Source organism: Hyphomonas beringensis (assembly GCF_000682755.1).
Lineage (GTDB): Bacteria > Pseudomonadota > Alphaproteobacteria > Caulobacterales > Hyphomonadaceae > Hyphomonas > Hyphomonas beringensis.
This window is the reverse complement of record NZ_AWFF01000013.1, coordinates 1-15,972: the sequence shown is the minus strand read 5'-3', so window position 1 is coordinate 15,972 and position 15,972 is coordinate 1. Positions and strand designations below refer to the sequence as shown.

Here is a 15,972-nt window from a genome sequence, read left to right as displayed (position 1 = left end):
GACCTTCTTCGAGGTCGATTTCTGACTACGGAAATAGATATAGCATGGCTGTTATGAAAAAACCATGACGCCTGCGTCATTTTTATTGTGCCGGGTTTCGCTCCAACCGGGCTTCGTGAAGTGCGCGTCTAAGAGCCTTTGCCAGGGACTTTCGTTCTGGAAGGGTGAGGAACCGGCCAATCACATAGGCTGTCTTGCCATATTCGATGCGCAGCCAGCTATTTGGGGTGAGGGGCTCTTCCAACTCCACGCGAGCAAATGCGGTCGGAAGTTTGGCCTCCTTACGCGAACCATCCGCCTTGGTATGAGTCAGGCACATTTCCCGGGCGCTGATGCGGATATGGGTTTCTTCACGCTGGCGGCGAAAGGACAGGCGAAAGGCGAAATAGAAGGCCAGAGCGTCCAGACCGAAAAAGCCGATCACAGGGATGGCGCCCATAGAGATAAAGGCCATGCCTGTCAGAAAGCTGACGCCGCCAACGATCGCCATGACAATCGTAAAGCCGCGCTGGCTGAGCGAGCGGTTGGGACGCAGCACGGCGTCCATATAGATGATTTCCTGCAGGTCAGACACAGAACAGATCTATCACGCTCTTGTATGCAGGAAAGGGGACTATAGACAGGAGCCATGAAAAAAACCTCGTCTGCCTCCTCAAGCAAATCCCGCAAGCGGTCACCGCGCGTTTTCAGCAAGGAAAAGGCTGCGCAACTGTACAGCGCTCTGGCGGAAGATCGCCCTGACCCGCGAACTGAATTGGATTTCGTAAACCCGTATACGCTGGTGGTGGCAGTTGCCCTGTCTGCTCAGGCAACAGATGTCGGCGTGAACAAGGCAACCGCGAAACTGTTCAAGATTGCGGACACGCCGGAAAAGATGCTCGCGCTTGGGGAAGAGGGCGTTGCCGAGCACATCAAGACGATTGGCCTATGGCGCAACAAGGCCAAAAACGTGATCGCGCTCAGCCGGATGATCATTGAAGAGTTTGACGGGCAAGTCCCGGAAACGCGTGATGAACTCACCCGCCTGCCAGGCGTGGGGCGCAAGACTGCCAATGTCGTCATGAATGAGGCTTTCGGTCATCCGACCATCGCGGTTGATACGCATATTTTCCGTGTCAGCAACCGAACGGGTCTCGCCCCTGGCAAGACGCCTGATGAGGTGGAAGCCGGGCTTGAACGTGCGACCCCGGAGGAGTTCAAGAAAGGCGCACACCACTGGCTGATTCTGCATGGCCGCTATGTCTGCAAGGCACGAAAGCCTGAATGTTGGCACTGCGTGATTTCAGATCTTTGCAAGTTCAAGCCGAAGACCCCTGATCCTGCAAAGGTTTCTTCGCTGGGGCCAAAAGGCGGCTAGCATCAGGCCGAGTGTGGCGTTGTTACACCGAATCACAGTTGCCTTCAGTCTGCCTTTTTTTCGCTAAAGAGCTGCCACGCGCGCCCTACAGGGCGACAGTGTGTAATATGGAGCGTATTGATGACCGCCTACAATAAGATGATCCTTGGCACCGCCGTAATTGCTGCGCTGACCAGCGCGCCGGCCTTCGCAGAGGGAGACCAGGACGGATGGGTTGGTGAAGCATCCATCAGTGCCGGGATGACAACCGGCAATACCGAGACCACACAGGCCGGTCTCGGAGTAGATGTTGATCGCAATGATGGTGACTGGACTTTTGGTCTGCAGCTTTCAGGAGATTATGGTGAGGAAGACGGCATCGAGAGCCGTAACCGCTACATGGTTGCTGCCGATTTGGACCATGACTTCAACGACACGATGTTTGCCTTCGCCCGCGGGTCTTATGAAGTTGACCAGTTCACCGGTTTTGATAGCCGCAGCTTCATCGGTGGGGGTATCGGTTGGCATGTCTTGGACAAGGAAGAGCATCATTGGACGGTCCGCGGGGGGCCCGGTATGAAAATTGATGAAGTGAAGCGCCGTATCACTGTAGATCAGAATGGCGCTGCGCTGATCATTCCGGCCATGACGGAACGTTCCTTAGGTGCGGTCGCGCAGTCCGACTATTTTCTTGCATTCAATGATGCGGTCTCTCTCTCCAACAAGAGCAGTGTCGTCTATGGCGAAGAATCCACGCAGCTGACGAACAGCCTTGCTCTGACTGCGGCCCTGAACGGGCATCTTTCTGCGCGCATTTCCTTTGATGTGCGCCACGATACCGATCCGCAGCCTGAGTTCGAGGCAACGGACACGGCGACCAAATTTTCAATCGTCTACAAGCTGGGGCACTAAAGCTCGGCAGGGGCCTTCAGGCGACTGGCCACAGCCTTGGCCAGTCGTCCGCCCAGCTGGGGGCCTTGTTCCGGATAGAGATAGGGCTCGATCATTTCGAGTTCCATCAGGAACAGGGTGCCATCAGTATTCCGCAGCATGTCTACGCGTGCATATAGCGGCGTGCTGTCGAGCGTCTGCATGATCTCTTTGGCGGCTTCCAGGTCGGAAACGCTCGGCGTAATCTTCTCTTCCTGGCCGCCATAGGCGGATTGGATCCTGTAATCGCCCGCCTTTGCGCGCTTGATGAGAGCATGCGACAGCTCCCCATCAATGAAGATGAAGCTAAGCTCACCTTCTTCCTGAATCATCGGCAGGAAGGGCTGCACCATCATCGGATGGGGCATGTCAGGTTTTGCGTCTGAAGGCGACAGGCGGTACTGGCCTGATGCGCCCGCGCCGATTTGACGTTTGAAGACAAGATCATTGCTGCCCAACTGGTCGAAGGCGTTTGCAAAGGACTCATCCGTAACCTGATCGATCCACAGAGTTGGTATTAGACGAGCGCCTTTCGCTTCCAGGTCGCGTAGATAGGATTTCCGGCTGTTCCAGCGCACCAGCGCAGAGGGGTTGAACAGCGGAATTGACTGCTCGATTGTTTCCAGTGTTGTCAGGAACTCTTCCTGTCTGTCCCAGTAATCCCAGGTTGTGCCGATCATTGCCGCGGCAAACTCTGTCCAGTCGACATCGGGATTATCCCAGCAGATATCCTCGATCTGCATGCCGCGTTCAGCAAATTCCGGGCGCAGCGCCCGCATCATGTAGTCATGCTCGAAAGCGTCGGGGCGGCGGGTTGGCGAGCCAGGTTGGGTGACGACCGAACTGAGATAAGCGATTTTCATGTGGCGTGCTTTAGCATGTCTGCCAGTTGCGTCCAGCGGGTCTGTCTGGCAATTGGCAGGCTGCTTGAAGGGGAATACCTAGATGACTGAAGCCCGCTATGATGTTGTTGGTCTCGGCAACGCTATCGTCGATGTTCTGTCCCGCGCGACAGATGCGTTTCTGGAAGAATGGGGCATCCACAAGAATGCGATGAACCTGATCGAGGAAGATCGAGCGGAAGCTCTGACCCAAGCGGCGGTTGAACCTTTCTACACATCCGGTGGAAGCGGCGCGAACACGATTGCTGGCCTAGCCAGCTTTGGCGCAAAGGCGGCCTATATTGGCAAGGTCGCCAAGGATGAGCTGGGCAGCCAGTTCACGCGGGAAATGACGGCAGGCGGTGTGCCTTTTGCGACCAAGCCGCTCGAGACCGGCCCGGCGACCGCGCGAAGCATCATCTTTGTGACTGATGATGGCCACCGCAGCATGAATACATTTCTGGGGGCGTCCGTTCTTTTTTCTAAAGAGGATGTCGATGAAGAGGTGGTTCGCGCAGGCAGCATTCTCTATCTGGAAGGATACCTGTTCGACAAGGATGAGGCCAAGGAAGCCTTCATCTTCGCCTCTGAAGTCGCCAAGGCGGCAGGCCGCAAGGTTGCACTGACCCTGTCAGACCGTTTCTGTGTGGACCGTCACCGGGCAAGCTTCCTGCAGCTGGTACGCAATAATGTGGACATCGTGTTCGCTAATGAGGAAGAGCTTCTGGCGCTCTACGAAACCGATGATTTCGACAAGGCGCTGGACGCGCTGCAGGCCGATACGGCCATTGCCGCTGTGACGCGTAGCGAAAAGGGTTCCGTGGTCATCGGAGACGGAGAGCCGATTGTTGTATCGGCTGAGCCTGTTGAAAAAGTCGTGGATACGACTGGAGCTGGCGATCAGTATGCGGCAGGATTCCTGTATGGGGTCTCACGCGGTCTGCCTCTGGCGACTTGTGCGCATCTCGGTCATATCGCTGCGGCGGAGGTCATTAGCCATTTCGGTCCGCGCCCCGAGACGCCTTACAAGTCTCTGGCCGAAAAGGCTGGCATTTACGCCTGATCGGCCAGCGCTTCGACCGCGTAATCCAGGCGGTCATGGCCGAAAAACATCTCTTCACCCGTGAAGAAAGTGGGGGCTCCAAAGGCGCCACGTGAAATGGCCTCTGCAGTGTTGGTCTTCAGCGCCGTGCCATTGGCTGCATCTTCTGCAAGGGCAGTGACGTCATCAAAGCTGATGCCTGCCGTCTCGCACATGGCAGATATTGAAGCTTCGTCCGCCGGATTAAGCGCAGGCTCCGCCGCCCACATGTGATGGAAACAGGTGTCTATGAAGGCTTGCTGGCGAATTGGGTCTGCTGCCATCCCACAGGTTGCCTTCAAGAGCTTTCGTGTGTCGACCATTGGGAAGTGGGGATTCATCCTGAACGTGACGCCATGGCGCGCGCTGCATCGGGCGAGATCCTTGAGCATATAAGCGCCCTTCGCAGGGACCATGCCTGGCGGGCGATTACCTGTCTCGCGCATGACCGCCCCAAGGAACATGGGACGAAACACGATTTCCGTGCCTGTCTTTACCTGGAGTTCCTTTACAGCCGCATTCGCCACATATGAAAAAGGACTGATATAGTCGAAAAAGAATTCGAGCTTGCCTGACATGTCCACCCTCAAGGTAAGTTTCGTTTTGGAACTATGGCAAATCAGGATAGGCTTGTCAGCATGAAATGGTCTGATCTCTCCGATAATTGGTGCCCAGTCGCTCGGACGCTGTCCATTGTAGGCGACCGCTGGACATTGCTGATCTTGCGTGACTGCTTCCTGGGAATGTCGCGGTTCGAGCAATTCATCGAATCGAGTGGCATGACGCGTCACATTCTGGCGGACCGTCTCAAGAGGCTGGTTGAGTCCGGAATTCTGGAGCGCAAGGCCTACAGCACGAGCCCGAAACGGTATGATTATGTGCTGACAGACAAGGGGCAGGAATTGGCGCCGGCCCTGCTGACGCTTCGCGACTGGGGCAAGAAGCACATGCCGGTACGCCGGGCGACGTCGGCTTAATCGTTCAAAAGGCTTTCGGCCTTTTTCTGCACTGCGCCATAGTCAACTTTCCCCGTTCCCAGAACAGGGATATCCTCGACATGGTAGACCCGCTTAGGCACGGAAAGTTCCGGCACGCCGTGGTTCTTGGCCCAAGCCAGAATATCATCTCGGTTGCAGGCTCGGCTGTCGCTGAGAAGGATAATCTGCTCGCCTTTGCGAGGATCCGGCAAGGTCACGGCGGCATGCAGATTGTCCGGCCAGATCGCGCTGGCACAGTTTTCCACGACGGCAAGTGACACCATCTCTCCGCCAATCTTTGCAAAACGCTTTACGCGCCCCATGATGCGAATAAAGCCTTCTTCATCGATGGCAACAATATCGCCCGTGTCGTGCCAACCGTCATCAGGGCGCTCAAGAATGCCCGGGTTGGAGGGGCGGAGATAGCCCATCATGATGTTGGGCCCACGTATGTGCAGCCGGCCGCCATGCTCAATTCCGTCCACCGGCACCAGCTTGGATTCCATGTCGGCCATAAGGAGACCAACCGTGCCAGGCTTGTTCCGCTCCCACTGGTTTGCGGCTACGACGGGAGAGGCTTCTGTCGCGCCATAGCCTTCCAGGATCTCGATCTCGAATTTGCGACGCACCAATGCGCGGGTCTCGTCTTTCACGCGCTCCGCACCGCACACTGCCAGGCGGATGGAACTCATGTCTCCATCTGCACCGACGCGGGCATATTGGGAGATGAATGTATCCGTGGCGAGCAGGATGGTGGACGCCGTGGCGCGGATGCGCTTGACGATCTCTCGCGGCTGAAGCGGGGACGGGTGGAACACAACAGGGATACCCGCGATCGGGGGTAAAACAGCGCCCACGGTCAGTCCGAAGCAGTGAAATGTGGGGAGAGGATTGAACAATTTGTCCGTGTCCGGGTCCAGGCCGATATGCGCCCGCACCTGTTCCACATTCGCAATGACATTCTCATGGCTGAGAACAACACCCTTGGGTTCGCCCTCCGTGCCTGACGTAAACAGCACAACACCGGGGGATTTGTACCGCGACTGCTTGCGCACCAGACTTGGAAGTAGAGGGCCGACTGCACCGGCTACCTTGTCGCCCAGGGACAGGTTCTCGCGAACATCCTCCAGATAGACAATTTCAGACTCTTTGGAGAGTTCGTCGATCAATGGACCCAACTCACCGAGTTCAACAAAGCGGTGGGCGGTAATGATTCGCTTGACCTGGCCTGCCTGCATGGCGGCCTTGAGGTTCTTTGAGCCTGCCGTGAAGTTGAGCATGGCAGGGATGCGGTTAAAGGCCGTGAGGGCAAAGAAGGCGATAACAGCGCCCGCGCCAGTTGGCAGCATGATGCCGACAGATTCGCCAGGCTTTGTGCCTTTGCGCAGGGCTGATCCGAGCGCGAAGGCTGCGCGGATGATCTCATTATAGGTGAGTTCACGCTCATCGCCGTCAATAATGATGGCCTTGTCGCCACCAAACTCCTTTTTCGCGCGATACAGCGCGTTGAAAAGGTCTGTACGTGTGCGAGATGGCTTGTACGGCAGGGGCGCAGGGATGGTGTGTCCGGTCATGTTGGCCTTTGTTTCCTCCGAGGCGGCGCCTCACTTTCTGTAATATTTTGTCACTTAAGGACTATGCCGCAAGCTATATTGCAAGTTTGCATATACACTCTGCAGTGTATTTCCCTTGATGTAACAGTCTCTCAAGTCCATCTTCGCGCCATGGCAAACCTGATTGATCTTACCCCCACGGGTCGCAAACACCGCCACCCGGAAAAGCAGTCCCGGCCTGATACGCCGGTGATGCGCAAACCCGAATGGATTCGGGTGAAGGCGCCGACTTCTCAAGGCTATGCGGAGACGCGCCAGATTGTGAAGTCCAATGGGCTCGTCACAGTCTGCGAGGAAGCGGGCTGTCCTAATATCGGTGAGTGCTGGGATAAAAAGCACGCAACCATGATGATTTTGGGTGAGATCTGCACCCGCGCCTGCAGTTTCTGCAATGTCTCCACAGGCAAGCCGCTGACGCCTGGCCGCGTTGATGAAGACGAGCCACGCCGTGTAGCCGAAGCTGTCGCCGAGATGGGGCTTCAGCACGTCGTGATCACCTCGGTGGACCGTGATGACCTGACAGATGGCGGAGCCATGCACTTCGTCAGTACGATCGAGGCGATTCGCGCTGCCGCTCCAGGGACAACGGTCGAGATCCTCACGCCGGACTTCCTGCGTAAGGATGGCTGGGAAAACCGAGTGATCGACGCCAAGCCGGATGTGTTCAACCACAATCTTGAAACTGTTCCGCGCCTGTACCTCTCGATTCGTCCGGGTGCGCGGTATTTCCACTCTTTGCGCTTGCTTCAGAAGGTCAAGGACCGCGATCCGAACCAGTTTACCAAGTCCGGCCTGATGGTTGGCCTGGGTGAGACGAAAGAGGAAGTCATGCAGGTAATGGACGACATGCGCTCTGCCGGTGTCGACTTCCTGACCATTGGGCAATACCTGCAGCCGACGCGTAAGCACGCTGCGATTGACCGGTATGTCTCCCCGGAAGAGTTCAAGGCGTATGAGGAGATTGCGCGTGCGAAGGGCTTCCTGATGGTTTCGGCTTCTCCGCTGACCCGGTCTTCGCACCATGCAGGGGAAGATTTCGCCCAGCTGCGTGCCGCTCGTGAAGCTCAGCTCGCAGCCGCCGAGTAGGCATGCCGCAATTTTCGAAATCCGTTCGTGTCCCCTATAGCGGGGAGCAGGCCTTCGAGCTTGTCTCGGATATCCGGCGCTATCCGGATTTCATTAAATGGATCACCGCCATGCGCGTCTCCGATGAGGTGCGTAAGCCGGATGGTGGCTTTGATTGCGTGGGTGATGCTGTCGTGGGCTTCAAGGGGTTCGTCGAGCGGTTCTCGACACGGGTTGAGGGCGATCCCGAAGAGGGGGTCGTAACGGCGACCCTTATCAAGGGGCCTTTCCGCAAGCTGAAGGCGCAATGGCGCATCCTTGCCGCCGACAAGCATGGCAGCGATATTTCGCTCAACATAGATTACGACTTCAAGAACCCGTTCATCGGAATGCTGGCCGCCGCCAATCATGATCTGGCTGTCAGCAAGATACTCTCTGCCTTCATGGCAGAGGCGGGACGTCGCTACGGATCGCCTGCTAGCTGATTTGTAGTTGGATCTGCTTCAGCGCGCATTCCATCGCAGCCAGGCGGATCTGTTCGCGGCCGATATCACCCGTCTGAAGCATTTCGTGCACAACGGCTCGGTTCTCACGCGCGCAGGCAACATGCACAGTACCCACCGGTTTCATCGGAGTGCCGCCGCCAGGGCCAGCAACGCCCGTAATAGCGACCGCAATGTTCGCTCGGCTGGCCTCCAGCGCGCCTTCTGCCATCATGCGGGCGACTGGCTCAGATACCGCGCCATAGTCTGCCAATATGTCTCCAGGGATGCCGAGGATTTCTTCTTTCGCGCGGTTTGAGTAGGTGACGAAGCCTCTCTCGAACACTGCGGAGCTGCCAGGTATGTCCGTCAGCAGGCCAGCAAGCAGGCCTCCTGTGCAGCTTTCGGCGGTGCAGATGCGAAGACGCGCCTGTTCGGCGTCGTCGAGGATAAGCATGGCGAGGTTGCGGAGGCGATCTGGAAACATGACGACAGGTTAGGGGCAGTTCTGTTTGGCGTGAAGACGCAAACTTGGCCAATGTGCGATGGATGGGGTCAGCTTTGCACGCGGGCGAGAGAAACAACGGCCTCGGCGGCGATGCCTTCGCGACGACCGGTGAAGCCAAGGCCTTCGGTCGTGGTCGCCTTTACGCTGATCCCGTCGAGGGGGAGCTCTAGTAATTCAGCCGTTCGTAATCGCATCGCTTCCCGGTGGGGTTTCACTTTCGGGGCTTCGCAGATGATGGTGATATCGCAATTGGCAATGGCATAGCCAGCTTCCAGGGCCAGGCGCTGGGCTTCCTTCAGAAAGATGCCGCTATCGGCATCTTTCCAGCGGTCCTCACTGGGCGGGAAGTGATCGCCGATATCTCCCAGCGCAACTGCACCCAGAATGGCGTCGGTCAGGGCGTGCCAGGCGGCATCCGCATCGGAGTGTCCCTTGAGGCGAGCACCGTGCGGGATTTTGACGCCGCAGAGCGTGACATGATCGCCGGGCTCAAAGGCGTGAACATCAAAGCCGCTCCCCATTCTGACAGGAGCAAGAGGTGTGTCCATCAAGCGTGAAACCATGTCAAAGTCCTCGGCATAGGTGATCTTGTGTAGACGGTCTGAGCCTTTCACCAAAGTCACATTCGCTCCCTGAGCTTCGACGGCGGCGAGGTCGTCAACCAGATCTGTTGCGGTTTCCAGTGCCCTGGTAATCATGGCATAAGCGAAGGCTTGAGGTGTTTGTACGCGGTAGAGCGCCTCCCTTGAGACGGTCTCCAGTGCATCGCCAGTCTGACGCTTCAATGCGTCCTGGACCGGCAGGGCAGGCGCAGCTGCATCAGATATCTCCAGCGCCGACAGTAGATCATCTATGATCTGATGCGTAAGGCCTGGGCGAGCTGCGTCATGTATCAGAACGGCCGTGTCATCGGCTGGCGACGAGATTGCCTTAAGGCCGCTTCTTACCGAGAGCGTGCGGGTGTCACCGCCCTTGGCGACCTTTACGCCGCTCATATCCACATTTTTGGGGATGTCTGCGCTCGTCACGACGATCACTTCAACGACTTTGGGGTGAGAGAGGAAGGCCTCAATCGACCAGCTGATAACGGGCTTTCCATTCAGCATCTGCCATTGCTTTGGCAGGGCTGTCTCAGCACGGCGGCCTTGTCCGCCGGCCACAATGATCGCGATTGTGTTGCTCATGCGCCGCCTTCTAGGGGAGGACTGGACGTGTGGCTATACTGCAAATCGGCGGCTCGGAATGCACCTGCACGCATATTGTGCACTTGCGAAAAGATGAAAAAATGGAAAGATGGTCAAATGATTAAATTTCGAGCACCCAGAGTATGGCTCGCGCCGATGTCCGGCGCCACCGATGCGCCCATGCGTCGGCAGGCAGTGCGCTTTGGGGCACGTGCAGTTGTCTCTGAAATGGTTGCTGGAGAGATGCTGGCAACGGCGCGTCCTGACGTGGTGCGGCGTGTTTGCCGGCATGAAGGAGAGGCTTCCTGGATCGTGCAGTTGGCGGCTCGTCGCCCCGAAGACATGTTCGCAGGTGCACAATTGCTGCGGGATACTGGCGTCGATGTCATCGACATCAATATGGGTTGCCCGTCTCGCCAGGTGACAGGCGGGCAGTCTGGCTCCGCTCTGATGCGCGATCTTCCACTGGCGCTGGACATCATTTCAGCTGCGCTTGAGGGAGCCGAAGGCATACCAGTGACACTGAAGATGCGACTTGGCTGGGATCATGACATGCTGAATGCGCCAGAACTTGCCGTCGAGGCAGAGCGTCTGGGGGTTCAGATGATCACGGTGCACGGCCGGACACGGTGCCAGTTCTACAAGGGGCAGGCGGACTGGAAGCGGGTGTCTGACACTGTGCAGGCCGTGTCAGTTCCGGTGATCGTCAATGGAGATATTGCGTCCGTGGGGGACGCCCGTGCTGCGCTGGAGCAATCCGGCGCGCATGGGGTAATGGTCGGCCGGGCGGCGATGGGGCAACCCTGGCTGCCCGGTCAGATCGCGGCTCAGTTGGAGGGACGCGCATACCAGACCCCTTCGCTACCGGATCAACAGGACAGCCTGATTGAGCAGGTTTTTGACAGTGTTGAACTGTATGGAGAGCTGTTGGGTATTCGAACGGTCCGCAAGCATATCTCTGCGGCAATTGATGCGCTGGACATGTCGATGGAACTATCAGAGCGCCGCGCGCTCCGGTCCCGTCTCTGTCAGATCGATAATGTGACTGACCTCGTGATTGGCCTGCGGGATGCCTATGCAATGTCCCGGGAAATGGAGCCTGTGTGATGGCAACGAATACGACACTTTCTCCGCCAAGACTGGGAGACTTGTCTCCGATTGCGTTGATGCTTGTAGACGAGCGGCGGCGCATCATTGAGGTGAACGCAGCTTGCGAGAGCCTGCTTCAACTTTCTCGCCGCGCAATGAAGGGCAAGCCGCTCAGCGAGATTGTCTATCATGACTCGCCTGTATTCGAGTTGCTGGACCGTGTGCAAAGAACGGTAGGGGACATTGCCGCCCCAGGCACGCCGGTCAGTGGTCCTGGGCTATTGTCCCGCCAGATTTGCGACATCTGGGTGCGGACAACAGATGATAATGGCTACATGATCGCCCTGTGCGAGGCCGCTACGCGTGACGCCAATGACTCCGCCGCAGGGGTGGCCGGCTTTGGGCGCATTCTGGGGCATGAAGTGAAGAACCCGCTGGGTGGCATAATTGGCGCGGCGCAGTTGCTGGAACGCCATGGCGTCGATGGTCAGGCGGAGCTGTTGGAGATCATCAAAGAAGAGGCACGGCGTATAGAGCGCCTTGTTAACCGCCTGTCGGCCTTTGAGCTGTTCTCAGCGCCACAGATGGAGCCGTTCAACATTCACGCTGTCCTTGATCGCGTCTTGGCGTCGGAACAGGCTGCCATGGGATCGCAGGTCGAGTTCAAGCGGGATTTCGATCCGTCCCTTCCGCAATTGATGGGCGATTCAGACCACCTTCAGCAGGCTTTCCAGAACTTGATCCGCAACGCAGCTGAGGCGGCCAGTGAAGAGGGCGCTTCGGGAAAGGTCACGGTTCGTACCTCATATGCGGCGGGTCTCTCTTTTCGGCAGGCACGTCTTGGCTCTGGCCTGCGCCGAGCCATGCTGGTGTCTGTTGAAGACAATGGTCGCGGCATTCCGCGGCACCGTCAGAGCACGATTTTCGAAGTTTTCCAGAGCAGCAAGTCGGGCGCCCGCGGCCTTGGCCTGTCGATTGTGAAGGAAGTCATCACCGCCCATGGCGGGCAAATCCGGGTCGACAGTGTCCCGGGCTCTACACGTTTTGCAGTTTTACTGCCGCTTGGCACAGAGGAATAAGTTCATGGCTGAAAAGACCGTCTTGCTTGCCGAAGATGATGCAAGCATCCGCCTGATCGTGAACCAGACATTGGTGGCAGCCGGATATGAAGTGCGTGCAACCAGCTCTCCGGAAGCGCTTGAGCGCTGGGTTCGCAATGGGGAAGGCGATGTGGTTGTCACGGACGTGTATCTTGGTGACGCATCGATCTTTGATCTGATCCCGTCTTTAAAACTGGCTCGGCCGGAGCTGCCCTTCATTGTGATGAGTGGCCAGAACACAATCCTGACCGCGGCCTCTGCCGCCCAGCATGGCGCCTTTGATTATCTGCCGAAGCCGTTCGACATCGACATGCTATCGGGACTGGTGCAGCGCGCCTTGAAATCTCAGCCAAAGGTTTCTGCGCGCTCGATAAATCCTGAATCGCAGAAGGCCATCAGCGATGCGGGGTTGCCGCTCATTGGGCGCTCGGATGCAATGCAGGAAGTCTACCGCATCATCGCCAAGGTGATGAATACAGATCTGACGGTCCTGATTGAAGGCGAAAGCGGCACGGGCAAGGAGCTTGCGGCGCGCGCCATCCACCAATTGGGGGATGCCAAAGAGGGCAAGTTCGTCGCGCTGGACCTGGCAGCTTTGCCAGCATCCGAAATCAATCGCCAGCTGTTCGGCGCGAATGGTGAGCAGGGCGCGGTGCACCAGAAGGGTGGGACGCTCTACCTGGACGAAATTGGCGACTTGCCGGCAGAAGCGCAGACGCAGCTGGTCAAGCTGATGCGGGATTCCAGTGGGGCACGCATCATTGCCTCCACGCGCCGAAACCTTGGCCGATTGGTTGATGATGGAAAGTTCCGGGAAGACCTTTACTATCGGCTGAACGTTGTGCGCTTGACCATGCCGCCGCTGCGTCTGCGCAAAGAAGACATCCCGGAACTGGCCCGCGCTTTCCTGATCCGCGCGCAGCGTCAGGGACTTGCCGCCAAGAGCTTTGACAAATCCGCGCTCGATCTGCTTACCGCCTATGACTGGCCAGGGAATGTCCGCGAGCTGGAGAATTTGGTTTTGCGTCTGGCTGTCCTATGCCCTGATGAGACGATCACTTTGCGCGATGTGGAGCGGGAGCTGAGAGCTGGTGCCAGCGAGCAGAAGGGCTCCAGCGCCGGGTTCGAGAAGGACATCGAGACCCTGTTGCACCGCTACATAATGGGCGATCTGATCGCGAGTGGCGAAGAAGACGATTCGTCTGTCTATTCGAGCGTTATTGATCAGGTTGAGCGGCCGCTGATCCGTTTGGCCCTGTCTGTTACGGCGGGCAACAAGGTGAAGGCGGCGCAACTCCTTGGCATGAACAGGAACACCCTAAGAGCGAAGATCAACGCACTCGGCATTGCAGAAGACTAATTGACGACTCAGCTGAGTGTGGCTTAAATGCCTCACTGTTGCGTTGAGGGCACGCATGTGTTTCCCTTATGCAACGGGCCGGGGTGGCCATGTTCCAGCGGTGTGTAGTTGTCGAATACACTTAGTCAGCAAGCTACAAAGGCAAGTTGGGCTCTTTTCGAAGGCCTTTTCATCATCGCTGCGCTTGTGGCGGTGTTTGCGACCTTTATGGCGATCTCGGGTGTTGATCCCGATAATCCGACTGCGGGTGCAACGCCTTGGCTGCTGGCTCTCAATTTCGTTGTCATCATCGTCCTGACCACGATTGTGGTGCGCGAGTACCTGTCGATTCAGTCCGGTAGTGAAGGGGAAGGCAGGGGCCGGCTGGCGCGTCGTTTTGTGATGCTGTTTGGCTTCTCGGCGCTTGTGCCCTCAGCAATTGTAGCTGTGTTCCTGGGAGCTGTTTTTACGCAGGGTATCGATAAATGGCTGGGTGAGCGTGTCGACTCTGTGATGGAGAAGAACGCGGAAATCTTCCGTAATTATGTCGACAATTTCGAGACGACCTTCGACGCTGATCTTCGTCTTGCGGCACTCGATGTGGAGAATTTCGCACGTGAAGTGGAAGCGCGCATGTCTGATGAGGATGGCCAGCTGACGCTGACCTCAGAAGCGTCTGCGACCTTTGCGGAGGGGCTTCGCTCCGAACTTGCCTTCCGGGATTTTATCACCATTGCAATCCTTGGCGCTGACGGTGTTGAACTGCTTGCTCAGGAAAGCGTGCAGGATGCGATTTTGATTCCGCCGCCGGCATCTGCCTTTGAGGAGGCAGACAAGGGAGAGATTGCGACAACGCTTTACGAGAATCGCGGCATCGCGACGGCCATCATCAAGATTTCTGAGCCCGTCGACGGCTATATCTACACAGTGAAGAACTTTGATCGTAACGCCGCTGTGCGTCTGCGCGAAGCTGAAGCTGAAATCATTCAATACAACAATGCCAAACGGCAAGGCGGACGTCTGCAGACGATCTTTGCGATCGGCTATGCGCAGATTGCTGCGCTTGTCTTGCTGCTGGCGGGACGTCTCGGCCTTGAAGCTGCAGGCCGCGTGACCGGACCGATTGGGCGGCTTGCAACAGCGGCGCATGCTGTGCGCGATGGGGATTTGACGGTACGCGTGCCAGTTACAGGCCCGAAGGATGAAGTCTACGCGCTTAGTCATTCATTTAATGCGATGACGGAGCAATTGTCTGAGCAGCGCCACGCCTTGATCAGCGCGCGCGAGGTTGAGGAAGACCGGCGCAAGTTTGTCGAGACGCTACTCGCGGAGGTCAGCGCGGGTGTGATCCGGATGGACCCGGAGATGATAGTCACGCTGGCCAACCGCTCAGCAGGCGATCTGCTCAGCATCAATGAAATCATGCCGGGTGAGAAACTGCAGGATGTGGCTCCGGATTTTGTACGCTATGTGAAGGACACTCTGGAACATGGTGCGCCTGTTGATGCCTCGATTGATATAAACCGCAATGGTAGTATCCGGCACTTCCGCCTGAAAACGGCACCAGACCCGACTGGCGGTTGTGTTCTAACCTTTGACGATACGACCCGCCTCGTGAATGCTCAGCGCCAACTTGCCTGGCGCGATGTGGCGCGCCGGATTGCTCACGAGATCCGTAATCCGCTAACGCCAATCATGCTGTCTACGGAGCGTATTCGCAGGCGATATGCCAGTAAGATTGATGATCATGATGGTGTGTTTGATCGCTGTATCGAGACCATCCTGCGTCAGGTCGGAGATATTGGCCGCATGGTGGAGGAGTTCTCTTCCTTTGCGCGGATGCCAAAGCCGAGTGCCGATGTGTTCGACATGAAGGCGCTGTTGCAGGCGACTAGTTTTTCACAAGGCGTTGTGACGCCGGATATCAATGTCAGCTTTGAGTGCAATGATGAAGAAGTCCGCTATCTGGGCGATGAAAGGCTGATCGGTCAGGCCTTGGGCAATTTGCTCAAGAACGCAGCTGAGGCCATTGAGGGCATGCCTGAAGACATGGAAGTTCAGGGCAACATTCGGGTCACTCTGGATCAGAATGATGCGGGTATCGAAATCACCATTGAGGATAATGGTCCAGGATTCCCTGAGGATACGCGCGACAGATTGCTGGAGCCCTATGTCACCACTCGGGAGAAGGGTACAGGGCTGGGGCTCGCGATTGTGAACAGGATTATTGCCGATCACGGTGGCTCTATATCGCTGCAGAATCGTCTCGACGAACTGCGCGGGGCGCGTGTGAGGGTATGGCTGCCGCATGATACCCTCTCCAGTGAGATCCCTCAGCTTACGGCAGAAGATAAAAATAATGAGAACCCGCCGGTATCGGCTGGGTT

At 57.1% G+C, this 15,972-nt stretch carries 16 protein-coding genes; 10 read left to right on the top strand and 6 right to left on the bottom strand.

From position 1 onward, the window contains the following. Positions 1–82: 82 nt before the first annotated feature. Positions 83–574: a DUF2244 domain-containing protein gene (locus tag HY29_RS02065; RefSeq protein ID WP_051601054.1), complete on the bottom strand. Its 492-nt coding sequence runs from the start codon at positions 572–574 to the stop codon at positions 83–85. Positions 575–628: 54 nt separating this feature from the next. On the opposite strand from HY29_RS02065, the gene nth reads away from it, so the two are divergent. Both nth and HY29_RS02055 read left to right on the top strand, forming a co-directional pair. Further along, the gene (gene nth, locus HY29_RS02060; RefSeq protein WP_034791232.1) at positions 629–1,357 is read left to right on the top strand and encodes an endonuclease III; all 729 of its coding nucleotides are present in this window, start codon (positions 629–631) and stop codon (positions 1,355–1,357) included. Positions 1,358–1,477: 120 nt separating this feature from the next. Continuing rightward, complete coding sequence (locus tag HY29_RS02055; protein WP_081811183.1) at positions 1,478–2,248, top strand: DUF481 domain-containing protein; 771 nt, start codon at positions 1,478–1,480, stop codon at positions 2,246–2,248. Here the strand turns inward: HY29_RS02055 and HY29_RS02050 are convergent. Further along, positions 2,245–3,129, bottom strand: coding sequence for an ATP-grasp domain-containing protein (locus HY29_RS02050; RefSeq protein ID WP_034791229.1), 885 nt, complete (start codon positions 3,127–3,129; stop codon positions 2,245–2,247). The genes HY29_RS02055 and HY29_RS02050 overlap by 4 nt on opposite strands. Positions 3,130–3,211: 82 nt before the next feature. On the opposite strand from HY29_RS02050, the gene HY29_RS02045 reads away from it, so the two are divergent. After that, positions 3,212–4,210, top strand: coding sequence for an adenosine kinase (locus HY29_RS02045; RefSeq protein WP_034791227.1), 999 nt, complete (start codon positions 3,212–3,214; stop codon positions 4,208–4,210). Here HY29_RS02045 and HY29_RS02040 read toward each other — a convergent pair. Further along, positions 4,201–4,806, bottom strand: a complete 606-nt coding sequence (locus HY29_RS02040) for a 2-hydroxychromene-2-carboxylate isomerase (protein WP_034791225.1) — start codon at positions 4,804–4,806, stop codon at positions 4,201–4,203. The genes HY29_RS02045 and HY29_RS02040 overlap by 10 nt on opposite strands. 60 nt (positions 4,807–4,866) lie before the next feature. Between HY29_RS02040 and HY29_RS02035 the strand changes: the two genes are divergently transcribed. Further along, on the top strand, positions 4,867–5,205 hold the full coding sequence (locus HY29_RS02035) for a winged helix-turn-helix transcriptional regulator (RefSeq protein WP_034791223.1): 339 nt from the start codon (positions 4,867–4,869) through the stop codon (positions 5,203–5,205). Here the strand turns inward: HY29_RS02035 and HY29_RS02030 are convergent. Beyond that, a complete protein-coding gene (locus HY29_RS02030) occupies positions 5,202–6,779 on the bottom strand; it encodes an AMP-binding protein (RefSeq protein WP_051601053.1) in 1,578 nt (525 codons plus the stop codon). The two genes, HY29_RS02035 and HY29_RS02030, sit on opposite strands and share 4 nt — an antisense overlap. A 150-nt stretch (positions 6,780–6,929) precedes the next feature. Here HY29_RS02030 and lipA point away from each other — a divergent pair, with 150 nt between their 5' ends. Then, positions 6,930–7,904: a lipoyl synthase gene (gene lipA / locus HY29_RS02025; protein WP_034791221.1), complete on the top strand. Its 975-nt coding sequence runs from the start codon at positions 6,930–6,932 to the stop codon at positions 7,902–7,904. A 2-nt stretch (positions 7,905–7,906) separates the two neighbouring features. Then, on the top strand, positions 7,907–8,368 hold the full coding sequence (locus tag HY29_RS02020; protein WP_034791219.1) for a type II toxin-antitoxin system RatA family toxin: 462 nt from the start codon (positions 7,907–7,909) through the stop codon (positions 8,366–8,368). Here HY29_RS02020 and HY29_RS02015 read toward each other — a convergent pair. Continuing rightward, a complete protein-coding gene (locus HY29_RS02015) occupies positions 8,361–8,852 on the bottom strand; it encodes a CinA family protein (protein WP_034791217.1) in 492 nt (163 codons plus the stop codon). The genes HY29_RS02020 and HY29_RS02015 overlap by 8 nt on opposite strands. Before the next feature lie 68 nt (positions 8,853–8,920). Beyond that, positions 8,921–10,057 carry a bifunctional 2-C-methyl-D-erythritol 4-phosphate cytidylyltransferase/2-C-methyl-D-erythritol 2,4-cyclodiphosphate synthase gene (locus tag HY29_RS02010; protein ID WP_034791215.1) on the bottom strand — a complete coding sequence of 379 codons (1,137 nt, stop codon included), beginning with the start codon at positions 10,055–10,057 and terminating at the stop codon, positions 8,921–8,923. Between the two features lie 117 nt (positions 10,058–10,174). On the opposite strand from HY29_RS02010, the gene HY29_RS02005 reads away from it, so the two are divergent. From HY29_RS02005 to HY29_RS01990, 4 genes are all read left to right on the top strand, one after another. Continuing rightward, positions 10,175–11,164, top strand: coding sequence for a tRNA dihydrouridine synthase (locus tag HY29_RS02005; RefSeq protein ID WP_051601052.1), 990 nt, complete (start codon positions 10,175–10,177; stop codon positions 11,162–11,164). Next, positions 11,164–12,225 carry a two-component system sensor histidine kinase NtrB gene (locus HY29_RS02000; RefSeq protein WP_034791213.1) on the top strand — a complete coding sequence of 354 codons (1,062 nt, stop codon included), beginning with the start codon at positions 11,164–11,166 and terminating at the stop codon, positions 12,223–12,225. Before HY29_RS02005 ends, HY29_RS02000 begins: the two co-directional genes overlap by 1 nt. 4 nt (positions 12,226–12,229) lie before the next feature. Further along, entirely contained in the window at positions 12,230–13,606 is a 1,377-nt protein-coding gene (locus HY29_RS01995; protein WP_034791190.1) for a sigma-54-dependent Fis family transcriptional regulator, read from the top strand. 108 nt (positions 13,607–13,714) lie between these two features. Further along, positions 13,715–15,972, top strand: a 2,258-nt coding sequence (locus HY29_RS01990) for a sensor histidine kinase (RefSeq protein ID WP_051601051.1), incomplete at its 3' end; no start/stop codon positions are given.